Source organism: Shinella zoogloeoides, assembly GCF_003574625.1.
GTDB lineage: Bacteria > Pseudomonadota > Alphaproteobacteria > Rhizobiales > Rhizobiaceae > Shinella > Shinella zoogloeoides_A.
In genome coordinates this window covers 21,322-47,504 of sequence record NZ_QNUJ01000012.1, presented here as the reverse complement: position 1 = coordinate 47,504, position 26,183 = coordinate 21,322, and the positions used below count along the sequence as shown (strand labels likewise).

Genomic DNA, 26,183 nt, shown 5'->3' with positions numbered 1-26,183 from the left:
ACGCGCCGGCATCCATATCCGAAGTCGGTTCATATGTCAACGTAGTCATGCTTTTGACTGAAGAGACACTCCACGATTGCAGCGTAGTGCGCTCCATCGGCGTGCCGACGAAAGCGACTAGGCGATTGATACCATTGTTTTTATTATACCGTATGGGTTGGTTTGGAACGAAGGAGTGGCTTCGTTTCTCCCCTGCATCGGCATGCCTTTCACGACAGGCACTCAGACAGAATAATATGACTACGTTGACATAATGAATTTTCGTGCGCTAGTAATGGGACGCTGATGGACGCTCGATCGACCGGGAGGCTTCCTGAAATCGCGCGGGCCAGGACCAGCAATGTGCATCAACGGGAGGATCGTATGCGCACAGGAAGACAGTCCACGCTTGCCCGCTATCTCAAGGGCGTTTCAATTGCCGCAATCGTAGCCCTGGCGTCGTCGACCGCAGCCTTCGCCGCGGATCTCACGATCGGCTACGTCACCAAGTCAGCGACCAATCAGGGCTGGATCCTGATCAGCCAGGGCGCCGCCGACGCCGCGAAGGAAGCCGGCGTGGAGTTGATTACCGTCGGCCCGTCGGCCGCGAACGATCTCGGCGGCCAGTTGGCGACAATCGAGAACATGATCAATCGCAAAGTGAACGCGCTTGCCATCGCGCCGGCCGACTCATCGGGCGTTACTCCAGCCGTGGAGAAGGCGATCGAACGGAATATCCCTGTCGTCGCGATCGATACCGCAATCTATGGCGCCAAGGTCACCAGCTTCGTCGCGACCGACAATCTCGCGGCGGCGGCGGCGCAAGGCAAATGGGTCGCGGAAAACATCGATGACAACGGCAGCATGATCCTCGTGAACGGCTCGCTGGGTCAATCGACGGGCCGTGATCGACACGATGGCTTCGTGAAAGCCCTCAAGGACCTGAAGCCCAACGTCACGATCTACGAGGTCCAGACGAAATGGGACCAGACAGAAGCCCAGAACGGGGTCGAGGCGCTGCTTCGCGCTCACCCTGAAGTCTCCGTCATCGCGAATGCCTGGGACGGCGGCACAATGGGCGCGATCGCCGCGCTGAAGGCGGCTCGCAAGACAGCAGGCGAAATCAAGATCGTCGGCTTCGACGGCGCCCCTGACGCCCTCAAGCAGATGAAGCTCGGATGGGTCCAGTGCGACATCGCCCAGTTGCTCTATATGCAAGGCTTCAAGGGCGTTACTGCCGCCATCCAGGCCGCGCGCGGCGAGAAAGTCGAAGAGCGTATCGACACCGGCCACGCGGTCGTCGTCCCGGACAACCTGGAAAAGTATGTTCAGGACAACCACCTCGGCTCGCTCTGAGCGGCCGATCGGGCGGGCCGGCGCACTCGCCGATCCGCCCGTCCACATCACTTCGAGATCTAGGGTCGTATCATGAATACTGCCGTTCAATCGCGCGGTCAGGCTAACAAGCCTGCGCCCGCATCCGGCTTCGGTCGCCTTTTGAAAATGGACTGGCTCGGCGCGGGGTGCGGGGTGGTTCTTGTTGTCACGCTGCTCAGCTTCGCATCACCTTACTTCCTGACCACCGACAACCTTCTTACGATCCTGGTCCAGACCGCGGTCGTCGCCATTCTTGCCGGCGGGCAGACATTCGTTATCCTGACCGGCCAAATCGACCTGGCGACAGCTTCGGTCGCTGCGCTTGCCGGCGCCGTCGTCGGGATGCTGATGGTCCATACGGGCCTCGATCCCTACCTCGCCATCGCCCTGGCGATAGGCATCGGCGGCGCGGTGGGTTTGTTCAACGGCTTCCTCGTTGCCGTTTTCCGACTGCCCGCCTTTATCGTAACGCTTGCCGGACTTTCGCTCTGGCGAGGCTTGGGACTTCACCTCACTGGCGGCTTCGATTCGTCGCCGATGCCGGACCTGATTGCGTTCCTCGGCCGCGGCGATGTCGGTTTCGTCCCGGTTCCGGTCATCATCATGCTGGCCTACTTCGTCATCATGGCATTCATCCTCAAGCAGACGAAACTGGGGCGCTACATCTACGCCATCGGAAGCAACGAGGATGCTGCCCGGCTCGCCGGTATTCGTGTCACGCCTTATAAGATCGCAGCCTTCCTCATTGGAGGCTTGAGTTCTGGTCTTGCAGCAATCGTCCTGATCGGCCGCCTCGACAGCTCCGGCGGCACGATCGCCCAGGGCCTCGAGCTTGATGCAATTGCCGCGGTCGTTCTCGGCGGCACGTCGCTGTTCGGCGGCAGAGGGAGCATTTGGGGTGCGCTGCTCGGCGCGATTCTGATGGCGACGATCCGCAACGGGATGGACCTTCTTCAGATATCACCGTTCATCCAGCTGATGACCCTCGGTGTCGTCATCCTCGTTGCGGTGGGCCTCGATGTGCTGCGCGTGCGCCGCTTCAGCCGCGTGTAAAGGAGAGTGATCATGCAGCATTCCAAGATGACACAGGAAGGCAAGAACGCCAGCGGCGCGAGCGAGCTTCTCCTCGATGCGCGTGGCATCAGCAAACACTATGGTGGGGTCGCCGCCCTCGATGGCGTCGACTTCTCCATCCGGCCGGGTGAACATGTGGCGCTCGTCGGGGATAACGGGGCCGGCAAATCGACGCTGGTCAAAGCACTGACGGGCGCAATCCGACCGGACAGCGGAACCATTCGCTTCGACGGCCAGGAGTGCCAGTTCGGTTCGCCGATCGACGCGCGCAAGGTCGGGATCGAGACGGTCTATCAGAATCTGGCCCTTGCGGACCATCTCGATGTCGCCTCGAACCTGTTTCTCGGCCGCGAGGATTTTCGGCTGCGGCTTGGCCCGCTCAGCCTCCTCGCTCATGACCGGATGAAGAAGAAGGCCATCGAGCTTCTGGCAAAGACCGGCGTCCACATTCCCCGCCTCGACGATGCTGTCCTCAACCTCTCCGGCGGCCAGCGCCAGACGGTCGCCATCGCCCGGGCCGTCGGCTGGGGTTCGCGGCTCGTTATCATGGACGAACCGACCGCAGCACTTGGTGTTCAGGAGACAAAGCACGTCGAGGACATCATCAAACGCCTCAAGGAGCAGGGCATGGCGGTCATGATCATCAGCCACAATCTCCGCCAGGTGTTTGAGCTTTGCGAGACCGTCTGGATCATGCGGCGCGGGCGTGTCGCCGGAAGCAGAAAGACAGCCACAACGTCGCCCGAGGAAGTGATCCGCCTGATCACCGGGGCAAACGAAATAGCGGCCGCATAGCTGCGGCTACTATGGCTTTTCCCTGCGGGCGCAATCGGTCCGCAGGGAACTCATGAAGCTTCGAGCTTCATTTGGTCGGTGCTGCTTCCATAGGTCCGCCATGGCGCTCGATGGCGTCAGCCTTCACACGGCATCCCGGATCGGGACTTTTCCGGAGATGGTCCGGCGGGCCGTTATCACGCCCGCCGGTTCAGGCTCATGAGGAAAGATAAGACTCAAGGGTTGCGTAGGTACCCTTGGACCAGACGCTTTCCAGGCCGGCTTTGAAAGCGGCAATGTAACGATCATTCCGGCTCAGGTCTCCGAAGATATCCGTCATTTCCAGCCATGCTTCGCCGGAGCTGCGCGCTCGTCGGGCATGGGCCTGAAGCCGATCCCAGTTTGGGTCGTTGGAAGCGATCGGCGCGCCGCTGTCGGTTTCGCCGTAGCAGTACCGGCACCAGAACGCCGAGACGAGAGCAAGACCGTCCACGCTTGCACCAGCTTTCAAGCGGTCTGCAACCGTCGGCAAGATGAACTTCGGCTGTCGGTTGGTCCCGTCGTGGCAAAAGCGAGTGATCGTGTCGCCGATTTTCGGGTTGGAGAAACGGCGATCTATCAGCTCGTAATAATCGTTCAGGTTCGTTTCGGGAACGGGCGGCACGACCGGGATGATCTCGTCGTGCTCAACCTTGCGGAAAAACGCGTTGATCAGTGGATGCTTCATGGCTTCATGAACGAAGTGGATATCCAGCAGCGCCGCAGGATAGCCGACGATCGCGCCTCCGCCATTGAGAATGCGGATCTTCATGAGTTCGAACGGAACAACGTCCGACACGAACTGCACGCCCACTTTCTCAAGAGCCGGGCGTCCGGCTGGGAAGTTATCTTCCAGAACCCATTGCCTGTAGCTCTCGCAAAACACCGGCCAGTTGTCGGAAATGCCGAATTCCTCCTCGAGTAGCTTGCGCTCGCGATCGCTTGTCAGCGGCGTTATGCGGTCGACCATGCTGTTCGGAAAAGCGACATTTGCTCGAATCCACTCCGCGAATTCGACATCGATCAGCTCCGCTAGCCCAACCACGACCTGCTGGGTGACATGGCCGTTACCGGGAATATTGTCGCAGCTCATGATGGTGAACGGCAGCATGCCAGCCTCGCTCCTACGCTTCAGGCCAGCAAGGATCAGGCCGAATGTCGTCTGGGGATTGGCCAGGCGATCCTGAACGTCCCTTACGATATCGGGGTGGTTGGCGTCGAGATGCTGCGTCGCCGGATCGATAAAGTAGCCGCCTTCGGTAATAGTGAGCGACACGATACGCGTGCTTGGCGCGGCGAGATGCTCGATGATCGAGAATGTGTCCCCAATCTCAAGGTAGTTGACCATGGACGCTGTGACCCGAGCTGCCGATCCAGACATCTCCTGTTCGACCACGGTGGTCAGCCAGTCCTGCGTTTTCAGCTTTTGCCGAATTTCTTCGTCGGCTGGGCGCATGCTCGCCCCGACGATTGCCCAATCACGGTCGTCGCCCGCATTGAAAAGGTCGTCGAGGTAGACTGCCTGGTGCGCTCGATGAAAGTTTCCAACCCCGAAATGCAGGATACCAGCCTGAAGCTGCCTTGCGTTGTAGGTCGGGACCTGAACCGCTTCGCTGAGGTTTGACAAATTTTCTGGGGTCAATCTAATCGCCATGGCTTCCTCGGGGTTGTCTGTTGCAGAGTGGAGATCTGGGACGCGCTCGCGGAGCGCCTCAAGTCGAAAAGCAAATTTGGAGCTTCACGTCGGTTGACCGCGCTTCGACTGCTCTATCGAAGGCCAGGACTGCGTCCTCGAAACAGAACGTTTCGGAAATCAGTGGCTGCAAATCGACGCTGCCCGCCGAGATCAGGGCGATCGCACGCTCGAACTGGTGGGCATAACGAAACACCGTCGCAACGGTGACTTCCTTGACGAGCAGCGACGCGATGTCAAAAGAGACCGGATCGACCGGCACTCCAACGACGACGACAGTCCCGCCGGGGCGCATCAGATCGCCGACACCCTGCCAAGCTTGTGGAGCGCCGGAGCATTCGAATACGACGTCGACGCCCCATTCATTGGTGAGGCCCTTGACGGCTTCCGCAAGGTTGCTCGTCCTTATGTTAACGGGAATTACGCCCTGATATTGCGCTGCGATCTCCAGCTTCGCCTGTGCGAGATCGGCTATGATAACGCGCGCGCAACCGCCAGCGAGCGCGGCCAAAGCGGTCATCGTTCCTATAGGCCCGGCGCCCAAAACCACTGCGGTATCGCCGGGTGCTATCTTTGCCTTGGACGCCGCCTGCAAACCGACAGCAAACGGCTCTACCATCGCGCCTTCGGCGAAACTCACATTTTCTGGCAGCTTGAAGGTGAGATGGGCCGGATGAACGACAAGGGGCGTCAAAACACCATGATAGGGTGGGGTCGCCCAAAATCGTACAGCGGGGTCAAGGTTATAGAGGCCCAGCTTGCTCGCGCGAGACGTTGCATCAGGAACGCCCGGTTCCATGCAAACGCGATCGCCCACCCGCAAGTGCTGGACGCCTGCTCCGACTTCGACCACAACGCCGGCGGCCTCATGGCCCAGGACTAAGGGCTGATCGACGACAAATGGCCCAATGCGCCCGTGCGTATAATAGTGGACGTCGGAGCCGCAAATACCGACCGTATGAATCTGTATCTTCACCATATCCTGGCCGACATCCATCGGCAGCTCGATATCGCGGAGACCCAGTTGGTGTTGGCGCTCAAGCACCAAGGCGCGCACTTCACTCATTGGACAAATCTTTCGATATGAAGGTTGGACCCTTACGCGAAAGCTAGGGTCGATGACCGACGACGTTCATCCACCACGCCAATCAAACGCTACTCAAGTCATGCCTATATGTCAACGTAGTCATACGCTCGCCTCCCCCTGCGTTTACGAAGTTTCTCCTAGTAACCAACAATTGTCTGTGCTGACATCTAAGGCGAGGAATTCCATATGATTACGTTGTCATATTGGCGTGGATCGCTTCGCCGCAAGTAGGTGAGCATCGACTTATCGCTTAAGTACGACTTTGTTGTCCGGCGCAAACTGTTCGTACATCGGAACGAGGGCAGCACCGAGAGCCCGCGCATCAAAGCCGATGGAACCCGCGCGAAACTCGGGCAGATTGATCCCTTCGAGATTGTAGCGAGGAATCCGTTCACCGATCCGCGCGATCAGCCGGTCGAGAAGGACGCGATGAAGCACGCCGTCGATAACGACGCTTTCTGCCTCAATGAAGCTCGTCCCGGAAATCGCGGCGTGGGCCAGGGCATCTGCGGCAAGGTCGCACCATTCGTCGAAACAGGCCCAGGCGGCTTCGTCGAGGGCCGAGGCAGGGCCTCCATCTTCCCGGAAAACGCCTATGGGAACACCCTGCCGCTCAGCGATCGTCTCCAGCCGATTGAGCGAAGCAGCCTCGATCAACTGGGCCGGCGGGCCGGATTTCGCACCACCGGATATGCCGAGCGGAACGGCGTTGACGGCGCCGGCATTGCCGGTTCGTCCGGTGATCAGGTTTCCCTCAAGGACCACACCGCCACCGATAAGCGTGCTGACATAGAAATAGATCATCGACCGATTTCGCTGGTCGCGGCTGAAGTCTATCTCCGCAAGGCAGGCTGCCGTCGCATCGTTGAGCACGACGGCACTCAGCCCGGATGCCTCTTCGACGTGCCCGAGCAGTTCCTTCTCCCGCAAGCGCGGCACGCTTCCGCCGGGGTCGCCGATCACCGCCTCCCCTGCTTCGATGGCCGTCGGTGCGGCGACACCGACGCCGACCAGTCGGGAGCGCTGAAGATCGGACAGGCTTGCAAAGAGACGATCGAAGGCCTCGGCGATCAGACCCGAAAATTTTCTGGAATCCAGCGCATCGTAGGTCACAGTCTTTTTCACGACCACGCTTCGATCGAAGGAGAGCGCCAAGAGATCAAGCGAGCGCCTGCCGATTTTCATCCCGATCGAAATCGCTCCGTCCGGCGCAAGCTCGATCGGCGTCGAAGGCTGGCCCATGCGCCCGCGGATCACCTCTTTCTTGCGAACGAGGCCCTCCTCCAGAAGCTTGTTGACGATGGTGGTCACCGTCATGGACGACAGCCGGGTAATTCGAGCAATCTCCGCCTTCGAGAGCGCACCCGCCTCTCGGACAAGAGCCATGATCAGACGCTCATTGTATTGCCTGACACCCGCTTGGTTGCCGCCACGGCGCGTGGCATCGCCCATCAGATCTGCATAGTTACTATCGTCCGACATCGTCGAAGAGAGCTCACGTTTTTCTGGGACACCGCGATTGGAAACGTCCGCGACCAGGGTGTTGGTGACGTCCCGCCATCCAGCACCCTCGCCGCCGGGACTTCCATCGGCCGACCAGACGTTTCGTACCGTCACCACGTCTGTGCCATGGAGACCGACATTAATCAAACCGATACCGATCTCATGCGACTTTGTAAAGCCAGTGGATTTAGTTATTGACGACCAGCAAAGAAATTGCGATAAAGCGCTCAACGCAGGATCTGACGTGAGGAGCGCCGGTCCTGCAGATTTCGCATCTCCGGAAATAAGGCAGTCCAAGCGTTTCGTGCATTCGTTCGCACGGGTTTCGTGTGGCCTGCTGCCATTCGAAGTCGTCTGGCCCGGCCAGTTCGACGCATGATCATTCGACGGAACCGACTGAAGGAGGCCGTAATGGACGACACTAAGTATGGAACACGCAACAAGCGTGGTGACTGGGCGCCGAACAAGCTTCTTGAGCTGGCGCCGATCTGGTCGTTTCCTCCCAATCTCGCAAAAATTCTGAAGTGGCTGCCCTCCTACTTCTTCCCGTACAATATCCTGTTCATGGCCTCCGCCGTGGCCTACTGGTATCTCGTCGTCCCCGCTCCCGAGGTTCTCCAGACGGTGACGTGGGGCTGGCCGCTCACGATGCTCGCTGTCAACGTCGTGCTGACGTTCCTCTGGTATCAGGCCTGGGAGTTGCCGCTCTACATTCGCCGGCGACAGGAAACCCGCTTCAAGTACAATCACAAATTCCCCGAAGACCAGCCGTCGGAGGTCTTCTGGTTTCAGAAGCAGACGCTCGATAACATGCTGCGCTCATTGCTGATCGGTGTCCCGATCTGGACAGCGCTGCAGGTTCTGATGCTCTGGGCTTCCGCCAACGGCTACATTCCGTGGCTGAACTTCGCCGAGCATCCCTATTGGCTGGCACTGGTCGCATTCGTTGTGCCGATCATTCACGATTTTCACTTCTACTGCATCCACCGCCTGATCCATGTGCCGGTGCTCTACAAGTACATCCACTCCGTCCACCATAATTCGGTCAATCCGAGCCCGTGGTCCTCGCTGTCGATGCACCCGATCGAACATTTTCTCTACTTCGGCACGGTCTTCTGGCACTTCATCATCCCGTCGAACCCGATCATCGCGCTCTATCAGCTGCATTTCGCCGGCTTCGGCGCCGTTCCCGGACACGTCGGCTTTGACAAGGTCGAGACCACCGAAGAAGGCGGCTTCGATACCCATGCCTACATGCACTACCTGCACCACAAGTATTTCGAGGTGAACTACGGCGGCGACGGCCTCGTCCCGTTCGATCGGGTCTTCGGCACCTATCACGACGGCTCCAAGGAGTCGGACGAACAGATGAAGGCCCGCTTCCGTGAAAAGAAGGAACGCCTGAAGGCAAAATCGCAGTGACGCTCGAGCGCTGATTTTCAAAGTTTTAGAGAAAGAGAACGACCATGCCTTGGATTGATGTTTGCGAAGCGGACGACCTTGAGGAAGAAAGCGGGCGTCGCTTCGATCACGGCGGCAAGACCTTTGCGATCTTCCGGAACGATCGCAACGAATATTACTGCACCGATGGGCTTTGCACACATGAGGAGATCCATCTCGCCGATGGACTCGTCATGGAGAACACGGTCGAGTGTCCGAAGCACTCGTCCATCTTCGACTTCACGACTGGCGAGGTTGAGACGCCTCCGGCGTGCGAAAACCTACGCACTTACGCTGTCAAGGTCGAAGACGGCCGCGTCAAGATCGATGTCTGAGGATGCTCCAATGACCACCGCCAAACAGAAAATTCTGATCGCCGAGGTTACGGCGCGTCTCGAAACCGCCGACAAGGTCGAGGAATTGCTCAGCGACTACGGTCATGTCGTCCGAAACGAGCCCGGGAACGAAGCCTTTGTCTGCTACCGCGTCGACGGCCAGCGTGAAAAATTCGTCGTCTACGAGATCTACGCCGATGAAGCGGCCTTCCAGGCCCATTTGTCAGCTCCCGAGAACGCTACGCTCAATGCCGCTCTCGCCCCGCTCGTCGAGGGCAATGGGTCGACCCTGACCTTCTTGCAGCGCGTGGATTGATTGAGACTGCGTTACAACAGCAAAGGGGGCGCAATGAGCCTGAAACAGAAACGACCGCACGTCGCGGACATCCGTGCACGCAAGCAGCGGGGCGAAAAGCTCTCCATGCTGTATGTCACCACGACGGATGAGGCTGCCGCGGCTGCGGCCGCTGGAATTGACCTGCTCTCTATCGAGGCCAAGGACTTCACGCCTGAGATGCGGGAAGCTGCCGGCGCATGTTTCGTGCAGGTTGGCCTGACGCCACCGACGAAGGGAACCGTCGACGGGAAATTGCTCGTCACCGCCGAGCATTTCCTCGAAGCGGCTTACAAGTATACGGCCATCGGCGGGGATTGCTTCTACTGCGCTGCCTCCTTCGAGATTCAGAAGGCAATGTGCGACAATCATATTCCCATCGTTGCACACGTCGGCCTCGTTCCGTCCTACATCACCTGGACCGGCTGGCGTGCGGTCGGCAAGTCCGCCGCGGAAGCCCTGGCGATGTGGCAGCAGCTTCAGCGCCTGGAAGAAGCAGGATGCTTTGCGGTCGAGCTTGAAGTCGTGCCGGCGCGGATAACGGAGTTTTTCGCGAAGAACACCTCGATGGTCTACTTCAGCCTCGGTTCGGGCTCCGGCGGCGACGTCCAGTATCTCTTTGCGGAAGATGTACTCGGCTATGGCCGCACGCGCTTGCCGCGCCACGCCAAGGCCTACCGAGACTTCAAGGCCGAATTCGACCGTCTCAACGGCGAACGGGTAGCCGCGTTTAGCGAGTTCCGCGCCGATGTCGGAAGTGGCGCCTATCCAGCTGACGAACATAGCGTTGCGATATCGGACGCCGAGTTCGAGAAGTTCCTCAATGGTGTTGAGAAACGCTAGCTCGTCGCCGTTCTTGGACATCCGCCGGCAACCGCTCGCCAGCGAGGTCCCGGCTGCTCTACGCCGGGACATAACGAGCGAGTGAAATTTCGCCGCGAACGGATAGCCGCGCTCACGTCCTGAAGCCTTCGGAGGGCAAGCTGAAATGAACGTTTCTCAGAGATGCAGTCTAACGGGAGGCCGGACATGAGCACCGCGGGAATGGTTATCTTGGGTGCGGGAGAGTGTGGCGCATGCGCTGCGTTCGCCCTGCGCAGCAACGGATACGATGGGCCGGTCACGCTGATAGGTAATGAAAGCCATCTGCCCTACGAGCGCCCGCCGCTGTCGAAAACTACGCTCGTTGACGGCGCTGGCCACAAGCCTGTTGCCCCCATCGAGGCCTATCGTGAGGCCAAAATCGATGTCCGCCTTGGTGTGATGGTCGACTCCATCTCCCTCGGGGACAGTCATCTATCGCTGAGCGACGGCAATCGCATTTCCTTTGAAAAACTGCTCCTCGCGACCGGTGCTCGCCCCCGCCGGCTTCCCGGATCGGAATTTGCTCACGGCAGGGTCAAATACCTCCGTACCTTCGACGATGCGGTCGACATCCGCTCCAGCATAGGTCCAGTGCGTCGCCTCGCGATCATCGGCGCGGGTTTCATTGGCCTCGAACTTGCCGCGACCGCCCGTTCACTGGGTTGCGATGTCACCGTCATCGAGGCCCAATCGCGCGTTTTGCAGCGCGGCGTTCCAGAGGCAATCGCCGCAGTCATTTCGGCCCGTCACCTCCAGGAGGGGGTCGTTCTACGCTGCGGCGTCGGTATCTCGTCGCTGATCGAGACCGAAACCGGGGTTGAAATCAACCTTGCTGATGGAACCGAGTTCACGGTCGATACCGTCGTGGTTGGTATCGGAGCGATGCCGAATACCGCCTTGGCCGAAGCTGCAGGCATCGACTTGGACAACGGCATCGCCGTGGACGAAACCCTGAGCACAAGCGCACCGAACGTTTTCGCCGCCGGCGACTGCTGTTCGTTCCCTCTTCCGGTCTATGGCGGTCGCCGGGTGCGCCTTGAAGCTTGGCGTAACGCCCGCGACCAAGGAGCACTGGCGGCAAGGAACATGTTGGGCGCCAACGAAGTCATCAATTCGATCCCGTATTTCTGGAGCGATCAATACGACCTGACGCTTCAGGTGGCGGGGCTTGCCGACGGTGCGGCGACCACAGTTCGTCGAGACGTCGATGGCGACGCGTTCCTCTTGTTCCACCTCAATGCCGATGGCGTTCTTGTGGCCGCCAGCGGGATCGGTCGCGGTCTTACCGTCGCTCGCGACATCAAGCTCGCCGAAAGGCTGATAGCATCGAAGGTGGTGCCGAATCCGGTCGCTTTGGCATCACCCGATGTCCGCTTAAAAACTTTGCTGGCCGGCTGAACCACATCCGACCGCTGCAACCCTCGCCCTTTTTAGACCAGACTGAACAGCCTACCGTGACGGTTTGGCTGCAATTCAACTCGGAGGCCATGAATGAAGACCTTTGTCCTGACCGTATCCTGCCAATCGACTCGCGGCATCGTCGCCGCGATCACCGGCTACCTGGCCGAGAAGGAATGCAATATCGTGGATTCGTCGCAGTTCGACGACCTCGAGACGGGCCTGTTCTTCATGCGCCTCACCTTCACCAGCGAGGGCGGCGCGACGCAGGACGAGATCGATGCCGGCTTCGCCCCGATCTCCAAGAAATTCGCGATGGTCCATAGGTTCCACAACAGCGACGAGCGCATGAAGGTGCTGCTGATGGTCTCGCGCTTCGGCCATTGCCTCAACGACCTGCTCTACCGCTGGAAGATCGGCGCGCTGCCGATCGACATCGTCGGCGTCGTCTCCAACCATTTCGATTACCAGAAGGTCATCGTCAACCACGATATCCCCTTCCACCATATCAAGGTGACGAAGGAGAACAAGCCGCAGGCCGAGGCGCGGCTGATGGAAGTCGTCGAGCAGTCCGGCGCCGAGCTGATTGTGCTCGCCCGCTACATGCAGGTGCTGTCGGATGCCGTCTGCAAGAAGATGTCGGGCCGTATCATCAACATCCACCACTCGTTCCTGCCGTCCTTCAAGGGGGCCAACCCCTACAAGCAGGCCTTCGAGCGCGGCGTGAAGCTGATCGGCGCGACGGCACACTATGTGACGGAAGATCTCGACGAGGGTCCGATCATCGAGCAGGACGTCGCGCGCATCACCCATGCGCAGTCGGCGGACGACTATGTCTCGATCGGCCGCGACGTGGAGAGCCAGGTGCTCGCCCGCGCTGTGCATGCGCATATTCACCACCGGGTGTTCATGAACGGCAACAAGACCATCGTCTTCCCGCCGAGCCCCGGCTCCTACAAATCCGAGCGGATGGGCTGAATGATGAGCGCTAAAACGATTGACGGGAAGCAGGTTGCCGCTTCCGTAATTGACGCGGTGAAGGCCGCGACCGTGACATTGGAAAACGAGGCCGGCATCAAGCCCGGTCTCGCAGTCGTCATCGTCGGCGATGATCCGGCAAGCCATGCCTATGTCGGCGCGAAGAGCCGTATGTCGAAGGAATGTGGTTTCAACTCCATCCAGCACACCTTGCCGGAACAGACGACGCAGGAAGCGCTGGCCGCGCTCGTCGAGACGCTGAATGCCGACGAGGCCATCCACGGTATCCTTGTCCAACTGCCGCTGCCCAAGCATCTGAGCTCGGATCCGATCATCCAGTCGATCAAGCCGGAAAAGGATGTCGACGGCCTGCATGTCGTCAATGCCGGCAAGGTGGCGACGGGCGATCTCGACGGCGGTCTCGTCTCCTGCACTCCGGCCGGCGCCATGGTCTTCGTGCGCCGCACCCACGGCGAGGACCTGTCCGGTCTCAACGCGGTGGTGATCGGCCGCTCCAACCTCTTCGGCAAGCCGATGTCGGCTTTGCTGCTCGCCGCCAATGCCACGGTGACGACGGCCCATTCGCGCACAAAGGACCTCGCCGCCGTCTGCCGCAACGCCGATATCCTCGTCGCCGCCGTCGGCAGGCCGGAAATGGTGAAGGCCGATTGGGTCAAGCCCGGCGCGACCGTCATCGATGTCGGCATCAACCGCGTTCCCGCGCCGGAAAAGGGTGAGGGCAAGACGCGCCTCGTCGGCGACGTCGCCTATGACGAGGTTGCCAAAGTCGCGGGCGTCATCACCCCGGTTCCCGGTGGTGTTGGACCGATGACGATCGCCATGCTGATGGGCAACACCGTCATCGCCGCCTATCGCAAGGCCGGCAGCACACCGCCGAAATTCTGAGCCAATTTCCAGATATGCTGCGGTAGTACCAATAGACTTCACGGCTTCCAATATGAAGGCCGTGAAGCCATGCAGGCGCGCCGGGCAATCCAATGTGGCGCGGCATGCTATGCTTGGTGACGCAACACCTCAACAACCAAAGAAGGCTTAGCCGACGAATACTGTCGGCTTGGATACCCGACCGCTTTAGCGGATATAAGCTGGTGACATATCTAACACTCCCGGCACATGCTTTTCAGCCCACTTTATCCGCTGACTTCGTCAGCCGAGATCACACCAGACAGAATCCAGGTCGCAATCTGATCTTCCGCATAACCGAACTCCCGCAAAATCTCGCGCGTGTGCTGGCCAACCAGCGGCGCCGGGCGGCGGATCGTGGCGGGGGTTTCCGAGTAGCGTACGGCCGGGGCGACGACCTTGACAGTTCCCGCACGCGGATGTTCGTAGCTCGTCACCATTCCCATATGGCGGACCTGCGGGTCCTCTGCGGCGCGCAGATGGGACTTCACCTCGCCGCACCAGATATCGGCCTCCAGCAGGGCATCCAGAAGATCGGCCGTCGACCATTTGCCAGTCTCTGCTGCAAGGCGGCGCCAGACCTCGTCCCTCTTCGCAAAGAGCGTTTCGGGGTCATCATAGACGAGCAGTTCGTCATTGCCGAGAACGCCGACCAGCGTGCGGTAGGGGCTCATGGCGATTGTCACCCAGCCGTCCGTGGTGGGATAGGTGCCGAAGGGTGCGTCCATGCCGGGATGGCCGATGCCGGAGCGGGGCCGCTGGAAATCCTCGTTGAAATTCAGCGCCATCACCATTTCTTGGTTCTGGTGGGCAAGCATGCCGGCAAGGAGGTTCACCTTGACTTCCTGCCCGAGCCCGGACTTTTCCCGCCAGTAGAGCGCGGAAAGGATGCCGTAGACCATGTTCATCGCACCGATCTGATCCGAGAAGCCGGCTCCGACCGGCGTCGGCGGCGCATCGGCCTGTCCGGTCGCCGCCATGATACCGGTCAGCCCCTGTACCAGCATGTCCTGTCCCGGACGGTCGGCATAGGGACCGTCCTCGCCATAACCGGAGCCGGAGCAATAGATGATCCGCGGATTGACCGCGCGGAAGTCCTCATAGCCATAGCCCATCGCCTTCATGACGCCGGGCCGGAAGTTCTGGACCACGATATCAGCGCTCTTCGCCATCTCCATGATGACGGCATGCACTTCCGGGGATTTGAGGTTCAGCGCGATCGAGCGCTTGTTGCGGTTCCAGGCTAGAAAATTCGGGCTCTCGCTACCGCCTACCCATTTGTTGCGGAAGGTCAGCGAGCGGAAAAGATCGCCCTTGCCGGGACGCTCGATCTTGATGACGTCAGCCCCCATGTCGGCCAGCAGCTGCGTGGCGAAGGGGCCTTGCAGCAGGTGCGAGAAATCGAGGATGCGAATGCCCGAAAGGGCGGCGGGAGCGGCGGCGGCGTTGGTGTCGGTCATGATATCAGCCTTTTCGGTCGTCGAGATGGCCTCTCGCCTTCTGGCGCGCGAGGCGCCAGAGCGTGCGAAGGGCCGCAAGGGTGGTTTCCGGTTCTTCCCGCCGCTCCAGTGCCAGGCGAACGCATTGCGCCGCGGCCGTCTGGAAGGCGATGTATCCGTCGAAGCGGGGGCGCAGGAGCGCCGTCTCGGCGGTGGCGAGCGTGCCGCGGTAGAAGTCGCCCCAGGCGTCGTTCACGCCCGCATCCCGCCAGGCGGCCCTCGCCGAGGGCTGGCCGCCGAAGGTGGGAAAGACCTCGACCTGCGTCGGTGCTGCAAGCAGCGAGGCGATGTGGTCAAGGAGTTCCGGGGTGGGCCGGCTGCGGCGCGAGAATGCAATGCCCGTCCCGCCGATCACGCCGCCCGCGCCGCCGCCCTGTCGGAGCGTATCGGAAAAGCGGACGACCTGCGGCGCATGCCCCAGCGCGGCATATGTGACGTAGCCGAAGACAAGGGGGACCAGCGCGATATCCCCGCCCCGTGCCATCGCCTCCAGAAGCCCGATGGGGTTGAGCGTTTCGCTTGCCGTGGGTCGACGGGCATGGAGGCGGTGCATGGTCTCCAGCGCCGCCGCGCCTTCCGCAACGGGCAGAAAGTCTTCGCCGCCCACGCAGCCGCCGGCGCCCGCGACCATCGACATCAATGTCAGAACCGCATGGGGGCCGGCGAGCGATTGCGCCACCGGCAGCCGCGCCGCCAGAGCGACGATTTCGTCCCAACTCTCCGGAGGTTCCGGAAGCCGGTCGGCGCGGCGGGCCATGACCTGCGTCGCGACATCCAGCGGCAGCGCCCATGTCCTGCCGTCCCAATGGTAGCTTGCGGCGGAAGGGCCGACGCTGTCGCGTCGCCAGAGGGCGAGCTGTTCGGCGGGATAGAGATCCTCGAGCGCCCAGAAACAATCCTCCGCGACCGCCTCGCCGATATGCGGATGGTCCATCACCAGCAGGTCATTGCGCTCGGCAAGGTCCCGGATGGGGGCACTCTCGAAACCTTCGAGGGGCTGCTTGTTCCAATGGATCAGGGGCTGCACGCGCCCCGCATTCACACGACGCGCCGTCTCAGCCAACGCATTGTAGCCGCGGGGATGGTCCCAGGTGAGGCCTATGAACGTCATGCGGTCACCCTCCACAACGGCGGGGCGCCTATATCGCAATCGATCTCCGCGATGTGCCAGCGGCCGAGATTGGCCGCAAAGAGCCGCGTGCCGTCGAAGGCGATGTTGGTCGGATGGCAGAGGAGATGCGCTGTCGGGTCTTCGGCAAGCGTGGCGACGTTGCCTTGCCTGTCGACACGCAGGATGCGCGAAGGTTCGTAAAGCGAGACCAGCAGATTGCCGGCCTCGTCGAAGGCCAGTCCATCCGGGTATCCCGGCAGATCCGTGACGTAGGCCGTGATCGCGCCCGCGCTGCCATCCTGCGCGATCGCGACGCGCGAAACGCGCCGGGCAAAGGTCTCGCAGACGTAAAGCGCCTCCTCTCCCGGCCGCATGGCAAGCCCGTTGGCGAAAGTGAAACCGGCATCGCACCAGAGGCTGCCGGGACCACCGGCAAGATCGAAGAACCAGATGCCCGGACCCGGCTCACTGGAATCATGGCTGTCCGAGACGAGAAGCCGGCCATGTCGCCGATCGACGACCGGATAATTCGGAATGCGCAGACCCGGGGCTTCAAGCCGCTCCAGAATTCCGGTGGCAAGGTCCAGCCGGAAAACGGCGGCATGCTTCAGGTCACAGGCGAAGAGAGCCCTGTCGCCATCGAAGGCGAGGCCGAGGAGAAAGCCATCGGTGCCCGCCACCCGTTCGATGCGGCTGCCATCCGGCGCGATACGGCAGATCTCCCCATCCTGATTGCCACACCAGATCCAGCCGTTAGGGCCGACCGCAACGCCCTCGGGATGGCTGAGCCGCGGCTCGCTCCAGATTCCGTCGAAGAACACCCGCAGGCGATCCTGCCCGAGGAGAGGCGCCGACATCACGCCTCCCCCCGGCGCAGGCCGGTCGCCGCATCGAAGAGATGCATACGCCCGGGCTCGAAGCTGAGGGTGACGGGGGCACCACGCTCCAGCCCGGCCTCCGGCGAAAGTTTCGCGGCGACCAGCGCATCGCCGGCCCTGACCGTCAGGATCGTGCAATCGCCCAGCAGCTCGGACGAAAAGACCGTGCCGGAGAAATGGCCGTTGCCATCCGCCGCGACACGCACATGCTCGGGCCGCACGCCCAGCGTGATGTCGCCGGCGGCATGTGCCAGCGCAAAGCGCCCGCCCTCGCTGGAGAACCAGCCGTCGGCGACCTGTCCCGACAGAAGGTTCATCGGCGGAGAACCGATGAAGCCGGCGACGAACGTATTGGCCGGGCGCGCATAGATCTCGGCGGGCGAACCGATCTGCTGGATGGTCGCCTTGTTGAGCACGACGATCCGGTCGGCCAGCGTCATCGCCTCGACCTGGTCATGGGTCACGTAGATCGTCGTGACGCCGAGGTCGCGCTGGAGGTTCTTCAATTCGCCCCGCATCACCGTGCGCAGCTTTGCATCGAGATTGGAGAGCGGCTCGTCCATCAGGAAGACCTGCGGACGGCGCACGATGGCCCGGGCGAGCGCCACACGCTGGCGCTGGCCGCCGGAAAGCTCGGCGGGACGCCGGGTGAGAAGATGGGCCATATCGACCCGCTCGGCGGCCGCGCGCGCCAGTGCCTCCCGCTCGGGCCGGGCAATCTTCCGGATCTTCAGCGGATAGGCGATGTTTTCGCCGACGGTCATGTGCGGATAGAGCGCATAGTTCTGGAACACCATGGCAAGGTCCCGGTCGCGCGCCGGCGTGTCGTTGACCCGGCGACCGCCGATATGGATCTCGCCCGAGGTCGGCTCCTCAAGCCCGGCGACGATGCGCATCGTGGTCGACTTGCCGCAGCCCGACGGGCCGAGCAGGACCAGGAATTCCCCGTCTCCGATCGAAAGGTCCAGCCCCTCCAGGGCGGTATAGGCACCGAAACTCTTGGTCAGCTTGCGCAATTCGATTGCGGCCATGTCACTTGTGTCCTTTCAGGAAGTCGCGGCGCCAGGCCAGATCGATCCGCCGCCCGGCACCGTCCGAGATCGAAAGCCGATCTCCTGTTATGGAAATGTCCGAAATGCCGTCCCAGCCCGCCGGGCGGGGCACTGCGCCCAGCACATGGCGCACGACGTGGCTGTGTCCCACGGCAAGCGGCAGGCCGGTCGGCACGCCTTCAGCGGCGACGGGATTGGCGACGGCAGCGGCCGCTTCCCCGGCAGGTCCCGGGCAGCACCCGTCCTCGACGCCCGTGACGCCGATGACCCGGCCGTTCCACGGCGCATGATCGCGCCCGCCATTCGAGAACCAGAGCATGGTGACCGGCAGCACGGACGGATCCTTGAGGAAGAAGACGATGTCGTCCTCCTCTTCACGGATCACCGCCGACCAGCCGAGCACCGCATCCGGCGCTTCGACCAGCGTGACGAAATCCTCGTTGCGCGAGCCGATCGGCCAGCGCGAAAGATCGACGGTCTCTCCTGCCGCACCGGCCATCTGCCTGATGTCGGTGGCGCGTGCGGGATAGGCAAGGTAGGAGCGACCCGGCTCGAACACCTCGGGAAAGGTGAGAGCCGCCCGTTTTGGCGAGGTGAAGAAATGTCCGCGGCCCGCAAGATGCAGCATCGGGTGGTGGGCGACGGGCAACACGCCCTGCCCGCCGTCGATCCTGTGTTCCTGATAGAGAAGCGGTGCGTCCTCCGCCATCTCAAGGCGCTTGACGACCCGCGCGCCGGATACATCGCGCCCGAGAACGGCCCGGATGGCGTGGGGTTCATGTGCCTCGACATGCCATGGGCTGTTGGCTGTCCAGCCATGGGCGGGAACAGCCGCGTCCGTCGCCGCCGCGAAGGGCGCACAGAAGAAATCTCCCGCCAGCCGACGTTCCGCCGGCGAGAGCCCCGAAGTGGCCTGAACCGCGGGCTCCTCCCGCCAGGGCGCGGCATAGAGCGGCTCGATCGAGCGGCCGGCCCAATGAAAGCGCAGGTGTGGAATGTTGCCGATCCGGGGATCGAACTGCAACACACCGCAGGCCGTGCCGATGGACGGGAGTTCCGACATCATTCGCCCCGGATGGCGAGGCCACCGTCGCAACGCACGATCTCGCCCGTGATGAAGCTCGCCTTGTCTGACGCCAGGAAGGCGACGAGTTCGGCGACCTCCATGGGCTGTCCGAAACGGCCGATCGGGTGCGCCCGGTTCCAGCTGTCGATCAGCGCCTGCGCGTCCTCGGTCTCCTCGAAAATCTTCTCGTTCATCGGCGTCATGATCGTGCCCGGCGCGACCGCGTTGACGCGGATACCCGCCTTGGCGAGGTCGATCGCGCATTGGCGGGTGAGCGCGATGATCGCGCCCTTGGTGGCCGCATAGGCCGGCCAGCCCTGGAAGCCGATCAGGCCCTGGACCGAAGAGAGGTTGACCACCGCGCCGCCGCCGCGCTTGCGCAGCAACGGCACGCAGGCCTTCATCGTGCGCCAGAAGCCGGTGAGATTGGTATCGATGACGGTCGTCCAGCGCTCCTCGTCGATCTCGTCGATCACGCCGTTGAGGGCGACGGCGGCATTGTTCACGATGATGTCGAGGCCGCCGAAGCGCGTCTCGGCAAGCTGCGCCATCGCCTCCATGTCGGCGAGACGGCGGACATCGCCGCGCAGGAACGCAACATCATCCCCCAGCCTGTCGGCCAGCGCCGCGCCGCCCGCCTCATCGATGTCGGAGAAGACGACTTTGCCGCCCCGCGCTGCGAAAATCTCCACGCAGGACCGGCCGATGCCCTTGGCCCCGCCTGTCACGACAATGACCTTGCCCTTGAATTCCATGATTATTCCATCCTGAACTGGGGATCGCGCTTTTCCAGGAAGGCATCGATGCCCTCCTGGCCATCGGCCGTGGAATAGAGGCGGAACAGGACTTCCTGCTCCAGGCTCTTGGCCGTTTCGATGCCTGCATCCTGACCTTCGCGAAGCAGCCGCTTCATTTCGGCCGCCGCGAGCGGGGCGATCTTCAGGCAGGCCCGCGCCCGCCGCAGGATCGCTTCATCCATGCCGTCGGCCGGCACGACATCGGCGGCGATGCCGAGTTCGAAGGCACGCTGGGCGGACATCCGCCAGCCGGCGAGAAGAAGATCGGAGGCCGCATATTTGCCGACCGCCCGCAGCAGCCGCTGCGTACCGCCGCCACCCGGGCAAAGGCCGAGCCGCCCTTCCGGCAGGCCGAGTTGCGCCGTGTCCGACAGGATGAGGATGTCGCAGCACAGCGCGATCTCGAAGCCGCCGCCCAGCGCGAAGCCATCGACCGCGCAGATGACCGGCTTGCCGATCCGCTCTAACCGGTCGAAGACACGGCGCGAGTTGAGTTGATAGGCGGTGAACTCCGCCCGCTTGTTGCCCTGGTATTCGGCGATATCGGCACCGGCGACGAAAGCCTTGCCGCCCGCCCCGCGCAGCACGATGACGCGAATGGCCGGATCATCGGCGGCCACATCGAGCGCCGCTTCGAATTCGCTCATCAGCGGCGTGGAGAGCGCATTGAGCTTCTCCGGCCGGTTGAAGAGAATCTGGCGGATGCCGGGAGAAAGATCGGACTGTTCGATCAGCGCCATGGCCTAACCTTTCACGGCACCGGCGGTGATGCCGGCGACGAAGTAGCGTTGCAGGAAGAAGAAGACGGCCATGACCGGCAGCGAGACCATGACCGAGGAGGCCATGAGTTCGCCGTAGCGGATGCCATACTGGCCGATGAAATCGTTGAGGCCGACCGGCAGGGTGCGCATCTCCTTGGTGGAGGTGAAGGAAAGCGCGAAGAGGAACTCCTGCCAGGTTACGATCAGCACATAGACCGACGTCGCAATGAGGCCCGGCCGGGAGAGCGGCACGACGATGTCCCAGAACACGCGCATCGGCGTCGCGCCATCCACGGCCGCGGATTCCTCCAGTGCCGCCGGAAGCTTCAGCAGGAAGCCCCGCAGCATCCAGATCGCCACCGGCAGCGTCACCGACACATAGGCAAGGATCAGCGACCAATAGGTGTTGAGCAGATTTGCGGCGCGCATCATCTTGTAGATCGGGATGATGATCGCCGAATGGGGAAACATCTGCGCCAGGACCACCAGCCCGATCAGCGCCGAAATGGCGGCAAGCTGCGCGCGGGTGAAGCTGTAGGCCGCGAGAAGGCCGAGGCTGACGGTGATGACGACCGTCGACAGCGACACGACGAGCGAGTTGAAGAAATAGGTCCGGAATTCGGGCCGGAACGCGGTGATGTAGTTGTCGACCGTGGGATTGTCAGGCCAGAGCCGGGCCGGGATCGCGAAGGGTTCCGCCGGCGGCTTGAGGCTTACGGAGATCATCCAGAAGAACGGCAGAAGGACGACGGTTGCCAGCAGAAGCTGAAGCAGCATCAATCCGAGACGGGTCGCGCGGGTTTGTTTCATGCTGCGGCCCTCCGCCGGTTGGCCCCGCCCTGGACGATGGCGTAGAGCGCCACGAGCACGGACAGAACGAGGATCGAGAAGACGCCGTAGGTCGCCGCTTCGCCGAAGCGGAACTGGCCGAAGCCCGTTTCGAAGATCTTGGTGGGGAAGATGTGGGTCGCCGACTGCGGGCCGCCCTTGGTCAGCACCCAGATGATATCGAAGTAGTTGAAGGTGAGGATCAGCGTCAGCACGATGTTGACCACGATCACATCGCGGATCGCCGGCAGGGTCACGTCGATCAGCCGGCGGACCGGACCGGCGCCATCGAGCATCGCCGCCTCGATCTGGCTTTTGTCGACATTCTGCAACGCCGCCAGATAGATCAGCATGGAGAAGGGAAAGCCCTTCCACACCGCAGCGACGATCACGGACGCCATGGCCATGCGGCTGTCGGCGAGCCAGGCGACGCTGTTTTCGATGAGCCCGGCCTGCAACAGCAGCGAATTCACGAGACCGAGCTGCGGATCGTACATGAAGCGCCACAGGATCGCGGCGACGACGCCCGGCAGGATGAAGGGCAGCAGCACGATGGCACGCAGCACGCCCTGCATCGGCAGGTTCTGGTTGAGCAAAAGCGCGGCAAGGAAGCCGAAGATGTTCTGGAGCAGTACGACCCCGAGCGTCCAGACGATCGAATTGAGGAGCACTTCGGTAAAGGTGCCGTCCGAGAGGACGCGCCGGTAGAGTGCGAGCCCTGCGAACTTCGGGCCCGGATTCAGGAAGCTCGTCTCGTGAAAGCTCTCATAGACCGTACCGACCATGGGGTAGTACAGCATGACCGCCATCAGGAGCAGAGCGGGTGCAAGAAGCAGCCAGTGAAGCCGGCGATCTTGGCGCATCGGAAAAAGCCTTGTCCTGTGCCGCACCCCGTTTCCGGGGTGCGGCGATAGATGGATTACTTGAGGGTGTTGATGACGTCGCAGGCCTTGGCCGCGGCATCGGCCGGCTTGCCGCCCGCATAGATGTCCTGGAACATGGCGACCTGCGCATCCGCAAGCTCGAGATAGCGCGGCGAAAGCGGCCGGGCCCTGGCGTTGTCGAGATGCGTCATGATGACCTGCGGCTCCTGGCGGTTCTTCGTCAGGAAGGCTTCGGCGGCCTTCTTGTTGGCCGGGATGAGATCGACGACGTCGCCGTTCACATCCTCACGCACCATGAACTGGATGAACTTCCAGGCGGCTTCCTTGTGCTGGGACGTCTCGAAGACGGCGAGGTTCCAGCCGCCGAAGGTGCCGACCGGAGTCTTGCCTTCCGGCGCCGTGCCGTTCACGAAGCCCCAGCTCAGGCTGCTCTTCTTGAGGGTCGGCTGTTCCAGCGCCGGCCAGAACTCGACGGCGAGCGAGCCGTTCAGGAAAAGTTCGCGCATGTCGCCCGACGATGCATTGAGGATGCCGCCGGGTGCGAATTTCGACAGCTCCTGGAGATAGGTCAGCGCCTCGACCGCCGGCGCTTCCGTCAGCGCGCAGCTTCCGTCGTCGTTGAGAATCCTGCCGCCGTTGGAGAAGATGAAAGAGTCGCCCACGACGACCGTATCCTCGCCCTTGTGCCCGAAAAGGCCCACGCCGAACTTGCCGTCGGCCGTGAGTTTCTCGGCCGCTGCCTTCAGCCCCTCGAAGGTGCCGAGGCTTGCTGGATCGACCTTGGCCGCGTCGAGCAATGCCTTGTTGTAATAGCTGAACTGCCAGACATCGACATTGAACGGAATGCCGTAGAGCTTGCCGTCGAGCACGGCCGAATCCCAGGCGCCGCCGAAGAAGCCGTCACGGGCGAGGCCCGCCGCGGCAGCCTCTTCCGTCAGGTCGGACACCGCACCCGCCTTGGCGAAGGCGCCGACCCAGATCTGGTCCAGCGTTGCGATATCGGGCGCATTGCCGCCCTGCACGGCCGTCAGCAGCCGCTGCTGGTATTCCGGATAGGGAACGGTCGTGACCTCGATCTTGATATCGGGGTTTTCCTTCATGAACCGCTCGACGGCCGCCTTCTGCACATCGGAAAGGCCGCTCTCGGTCTGCTGGTTGTCCCAGAACTGCAGCGTGATCTCCTCGGCAAGCACCGGGCTTGCCGAAAGCAGAGCTGTTCCCAGGAATAGGGTCGTCATCAGTGATCGCGCCATGGTTTCCTCCCTCGCGCTTGGTTTGTCTCAGGATCGATTCTGGTAGTTTCCGTCCGCCTCGAATGTCGGATCGGGATGGATTTCGCCCGCGATCAGCACGTCTATGCCGACCGAGCGGAAGCGCTGGCGGTCCTCGGGCAAGGCGCCGTCATCGGTAAGGACGGAGCGGATCTGCGAGATGCCGGCGATGCGGTGGTTGGCGTCCGAGCCGAGCGCGACGCTGTCGGCCAGCACGATGCCGATCTCGGCCGCATTGATGAAACGCAGGGCCGCCAGCGCGCGCCGTTCGTCCAGCGACGAAAGGCCGAAGCCGGGCGTCACGCCGTCCACGGCGATGAAGGCGAGATGCGGGCGCACCCGCTCGAAGATGGCTCCGAGGCTCGGGCCGACGAGGCAGCGATCGGCCTTCTGGTATTCCCCGGCCGTGAGGATGACCTTGATCGCGGAGACATCCTCAAGGGCATGTAGCACGTCGAACGCATTGGTAACGACGGTGATGCCCTGGACCTGCTCGGGCTTGTGCGCCGCCAGGCTTCGCAGCTCTTCCGCCAAGAACGTGTTCGCCTGCCCCTCGTTCAGCGCGACGACCATTCCGGACCGGATGAGCTGGGCCGCGCTCTGCGCGATCTCGCGGCGCAGCCGGGCAATCTCGGCGGAAATGCCGTGGTGGGGCGGAGAGACGACGAGCGCTGCGCCATAGAGCTTGCAGCGCACCTGCATGGCGGCGGCCATGCTGCGATACCAGTCATGCGCCGGATAGTGCGGCAGGAAGCCGATCCGGCGCGAGCGCAGAAGCTTCGCCTGGAAGCTGAGATGCATGCTGCCCAGCCGTTCGAGAACATCCTCCCGAAGACGCCAGCCTTCCGCGCCCTCTTCGAAATAGTCGGCAAGGGTTTCCGGCGTAATGACGGCGTGCGGTGTGACGGTGTCGGACGAATTCTGTCCGAGAATGCCCAGCACCGCCATGTCGATGGCAAGGCGTCCGACCACCTCGGGGAAAAGCGCCCCGACTGCGCGAAGCGGGCCGGGCTCGGCAAGCCGCGCCATGAAGCCGGCGCTTTCGCCGCCCATCGAATAGACCGTGACCTGCCGGTCGAGGCGCTGCGCGACCTCGATGCCCGCGATGGCCGCGTGATCGTTGACCGCAAAGACGAGATTAATCGCCTCGTCGGCGGCGAAGGCATCGTGGGCGACGCGCAGGCCGATCCGGTAGCTCCCCTGCCCGTTGACGCGGTGGGTCGCGATCGGCTTGACGCCCGCTTCCGCCAGCCCCGCCTCGAAGCCTTCCACACGCTCACGCGTGTTGAGAAGTTCGGCGACGCCGATCACCAGGAGCGATACGGGCCTATCGCTCATCTCGCGACCCGCCAGCTTCCCCAGTTCCTTGCCCGCAGCGAAGTTATTCGGGCCGAGATAGGCGCCGCCCGACTGCGGCGCGCTTTCGGCGATGAAGGGAATGCCGCGGCGAATGATCTCCCGGCGCAGCACATCGCTGCCGCGGCCAGAGATGGGCGGCAGGATGACGGCATCGAGGGATTCGAGATCGGAGGCGAGCGGCGTGACATCGGCGCCCGGCAGGGAGCCCTTGGCCCGGACGAGCGTTTCATCCGGAAGCGCCGCGCCGCCGTGACGGCGCCGGAGCGCGCCCAGCTCATCCAGCTGCGCCAGGTCGCGCCGAAGCGTCACGGCCGCAACGCCGGGCATGAACCGCTGCAATTCCTCCACGCTCACCACGCCCTGCTGGCGAAGGATCGAGAGAATGCGTGCATGTCGCTGTTCTTTGATCATTTGATCTCCTCGCCGCGCACGTTTGCGGATCAGAGATATTGGATCAAGCGAGGCCAGCCCCATAGATACGAGACGGCCGTATCATTCGGCGATATTCGATCAAAAACGATCACAAAAGCGACTTCGCGGTAACCAGAATGCCGTCGTGAACGGTCAACAACGAGCCGGCGAGGAATCCTATTGAGTACAAGGCGTGTGATCTCGTCCCGTCAATGAAAGTCTCGGCTTTTGACATTCAGTCGGCCGATTTGGGGATGGAATACAGCGATCGTGCCCCTTGATGCGGCCGCCTTCGACTTTTCATGCGTGCAGCGCCTTTTATCAGCCTCGGGCGACGAGCGGTCGGAACATCGCTGCTGCTTCGGGTTTGATTCAATCGCACCTCTTTTACGATCAGAACCAATTGTCTCGCTGCCCAACCCGATCAGCCGCATCAACGGCAGCTTCTGCCATTGTTGAGCTACGCG

24 protein-coding genes are annotated in these 26,183 nt (G+C 62.2%); 10 read left to right on the top strand and 14 right to left on the bottom strand.

The window, feature by feature from the left end:
- Positions 1-363: 363 nt before the first annotated feature.
- The 3 genes from DSD28_RS21530 (at position 364) to DSD28_RS21520 (ending at position 3,225) form a co-directional block, all read left to right on the top strand.
- Positions 364-1,335, top strand: coding sequence for a sugar ABC transporter substrate-binding protein (locus DSD28_RS21530; protein ID WP_162911503.1), 972 nt, complete (start codon positions 364-366; stop codon positions 1,333-1,335).
- A 72-nt stretch (positions 1,336-1,407) separates the two neighbouring features.
- Positions 1,408-2,409 carry an ABC transporter permease gene (locus DSD28_RS21525; protein WP_119258486.1) on the top strand — a complete coding sequence of 334 codons (1,002 nt, stop codon included), beginning with the start codon at positions 1,408-1,410 and terminating at the stop codon, positions 2,407-2,409.
- Positions 2,410-2,421: 12 nt separating this feature from the next.
- On the top strand, positions 2,422-3,225 hold the full coding sequence (locus DSD28_RS21520; protein ID WP_245424900.1) for an ATP-binding cassette domain-containing protein: 804 nt from the start codon (positions 2,422-2,424) through the stop codon (positions 3,223-3,225).
- 196 nt (positions 3,226-3,421) lie between these two features.
- Here DSD28_RS21520 and DSD28_RS21515 read toward each other — a convergent pair whose 3' ends face one another.
- From DSD28_RS21515 to DSD28_RS21505, 3 genes are all read right to left on the bottom strand, one after another.
- Entirely contained in the window at positions 3,422-4,897 is a 1,476-nt protein-coding gene (locus DSD28_RS21515) for a mannitol dehydrogenase family protein (protein WP_119258485.1), read from the bottom strand.
- A gap of 58 nt (positions 4,898-4,955) precedes the next feature.
- Entirely contained in the window at positions 4,956-6,002 is a 1,047-nt protein-coding gene (locus tag DSD28_RS21510) for an NAD(P)-dependent alcohol dehydrogenase (RefSeq protein ID WP_119258484.1), read from the bottom strand.
- A 264-nt stretch (positions 6,003-6,266) separates the two neighbouring features.
- Positions 6,267-7,640, bottom strand: a complete 1,374-nt coding sequence (locus tag DSD28_RS21505; protein ID WP_162911502.1) for an ROK family transcriptional regulator — start codon at positions 7,638-7,640, stop codon at positions 6,267-6,269.
- Between the two features lie 297 nt (positions 7,641-7,937).
- On the opposite strand from DSD28_RS21505, the gene DSD28_RS21500 reads away from it, so the two are divergent.
- The 7 genes from DSD28_RS21500 to folD all read left to right on the top strand — a co-directional run bounded on the left by DSD28_RS21500 (position 7,938) and on the right by folD (position 13,781).
- Positions 7,938-8,948 (top strand): sterol desaturase family protein, encoded by a 1,011-nt coding sequence (locus tag DSD28_RS21500; protein WP_119258482.1) that lies wholly within the window; start codon positions 7,938-7,940, stop codon positions 8,946-8,948.
- 44 nt (positions 8,949-8,992) lie between these two features.
- A complete protein-coding gene (locus DSD28_RS21495) occupies positions 8,993-9,301 on the top strand; it encodes a MocE family 2Fe-2S type ferredoxin (protein ID WP_119258481.1) in 309 nt (102 codons plus the stop codon).
- A gap of 10 nt (positions 9,302-9,311) precedes the next feature.
- Positions 9,312-9,617 carry a putative quinol monooxygenase gene (locus DSD28_RS21490; protein WP_119258480.1) on the top strand — a complete coding sequence of 102 codons (306 nt, stop codon included), beginning with the start codon at positions 9,312-9,314 and terminating at the stop codon, positions 9,615-9,617.
- A 33-nt stretch (positions 9,618-9,650) separates the two neighbouring features.
- Positions 9,651-10,478 carry a 3-methyl-2-oxobutanoate hydroxymethyltransferase gene (locus DSD28_RS21485; RefSeq protein WP_119258479.1) on the top strand — a complete coding sequence of 276 codons (828 nt, stop codon included), beginning with the start codon at positions 9,651-9,653 and terminating at the stop codon, positions 10,476-10,478.
- A 186-nt stretch (positions 10,479-10,664) separates the two neighbouring features.
- Positions 10,665-11,897 carry an NAD(P)/FAD-dependent oxidoreductase gene (locus DSD28_RS21480; RefSeq protein ID WP_119258617.1) on the top strand — a complete coding sequence of 411 codons (1,233 nt, stop codon included), beginning with the start codon at positions 10,665-10,667 and terminating at the stop codon, positions 11,895-11,897.
- A gap of 93 nt (positions 11,898-11,990) precedes the next feature.
- Positions 11,991-12,875 carry a formyltetrahydrofolate deformylase gene (gene purU / locus DSD28_RS21475; protein WP_119258478.1) on the top strand — a complete coding sequence of 295 codons (885 nt, stop codon included), beginning with the start codon at positions 11,991-11,993 and terminating at the stop codon, positions 12,873-12,875.
- 3 nt (positions 12,876-12,878) lie between these two features.
- The gene (gene folD / locus DSD28_RS21470) at positions 12,879-13,781 is read left to right on the top strand and encodes a bifunctional methylenetetrahydrofolate dehydrogenase/methenyltetrahydrofolate cyclohydrolase FolD (RefSeq protein ID WP_119258616.1); all 903 of its coding nucleotides are present in this window, start codon (positions 12,879-12,881) and stop codon (positions 13,779-13,781) included.
- A 245-nt stretch (positions 13,782-14,026) separates the two neighbouring features.
- On the opposite strand, the gene DSD28_RS21465 is transcribed toward folD, so the two are convergent.
- Genes DSD28_RS21465 through DSD28_RS21415 form a run of 11 tightly spaced genes read right to left on the bottom strand, consistent with a single transcriptional unit; the run spans position 14,027 to position 25,716 of the window.
- The gene (locus DSD28_RS21465) at positions 14,027-15,259 is read right to left on the bottom strand and encodes a CaiB/BaiF CoA transferase family protein (RefSeq protein WP_119258477.1); all 1,233 of its coding nucleotides are present in this window, start codon (positions 15,257-15,259) and stop codon (positions 14,027-14,029) included.
- A 4-nt stretch (positions 15,260-15,263) separates the two neighbouring features.
- Positions 15,264-16,409, bottom strand: a complete 1,146-nt coding sequence (locus DSD28_RS21460) for an extracellular solute-binding protein (protein WP_119258476.1) — start codon at positions 16,407-16,409, stop codon at positions 15,264-15,266.
- Positions 16,406-17,266 carry an SMP-30/gluconolactonase/LRE family protein gene (locus DSD28_RS21455; RefSeq protein ID WP_119258475.1) on the bottom strand — a complete coding sequence of 287 codons (861 nt, stop codon included), beginning with the start codon at positions 17,264-17,266 and terminating at the stop codon, positions 16,406-16,408. Before DSD28_RS21455 ends, DSD28_RS21460 begins: the two co-directional genes overlap by 4 nt.
- On the bottom strand, positions 17,266-18,318 hold the full coding sequence (locus DSD28_RS21450; protein ID WP_119258474.1) for an ABC transporter ATP-binding protein: 1,053 nt from the start codon (positions 18,316-18,318) through the stop codon (positions 17,266-17,268). The genes DSD28_RS21455 and DSD28_RS21450 overlap by 1 nt, the downstream gene beginning before the upstream one ends.
- A 1-nt stretch (position 18,319) precedes the next feature.
- The gene (locus tag DSD28_RS21445) at positions 18,320-19,402 is read right to left on the bottom strand and encodes a hypothetical protein (RefSeq protein WP_119258473.1); all 1,083 of its coding nucleotides are present in this window, start codon (positions 19,400-19,402) and stop codon (positions 18,320-18,322) included.
- Positions 19,402-20,160 (bottom strand): SDR family NAD(P)-dependent oxidoreductase, encoded by a 759-nt coding sequence (locus tag DSD28_RS21440; protein ID WP_119258472.1) that lies wholly within the window; start codon positions 20,158-20,160, stop codon positions 19,402-19,404. The genes DSD28_RS21445 and DSD28_RS21440 overlap by 1 nt, the downstream gene beginning before the upstream one ends.
- Before the next feature lie 2 nt (positions 20,161-20,162).
- A complete protein-coding gene (locus tag DSD28_RS21435) occupies positions 20,163-20,942 on the bottom strand; it encodes an enoyl-CoA hydratase/isomerase family protein (RefSeq protein ID WP_119258471.1) in 780 nt (259 codons plus the stop codon).
- 3 nt (positions 20,943-20,945) lie between these two features.
- Entirely contained in the window at positions 20,946-21,773 is an 828-nt protein-coding gene (locus DSD28_RS21430; RefSeq protein WP_119258470.1) for a carbohydrate ABC transporter permease, read from the bottom strand.
- The gene (locus DSD28_RS21425) at positions 21,770-22,654 is read right to left on the bottom strand and encodes a carbohydrate ABC transporter permease (protein ID WP_119258469.1); all 885 of its coding nucleotides are present in this window, start codon (positions 22,652-22,654) and stop codon (positions 21,770-21,772) included. Before DSD28_RS21425 ends, DSD28_RS21430 begins: the two co-directional genes overlap by 4 nt.
- Before the next feature lie 56 nt (positions 22,655-22,710).
- Entirely contained in the window at positions 22,711-23,928 is a 1,218-nt protein-coding gene (locus DSD28_RS21420) for an ABC transporter substrate-binding protein (protein WP_245424899.1), read from the bottom strand.
- A 27-nt stretch (positions 23,929-23,955) separates the two neighbouring features.
- Positions 23,956-25,716 (bottom strand): substrate-binding domain-containing protein, encoded by a 1,761-nt coding sequence (locus DSD28_RS21415; RefSeq protein ID WP_162911501.1) that lies wholly within the window; start codon positions 25,714-25,716, stop codon positions 23,956-23,958.
- Positions 25,717-26,183: the final 467 nt, after the last annotated feature.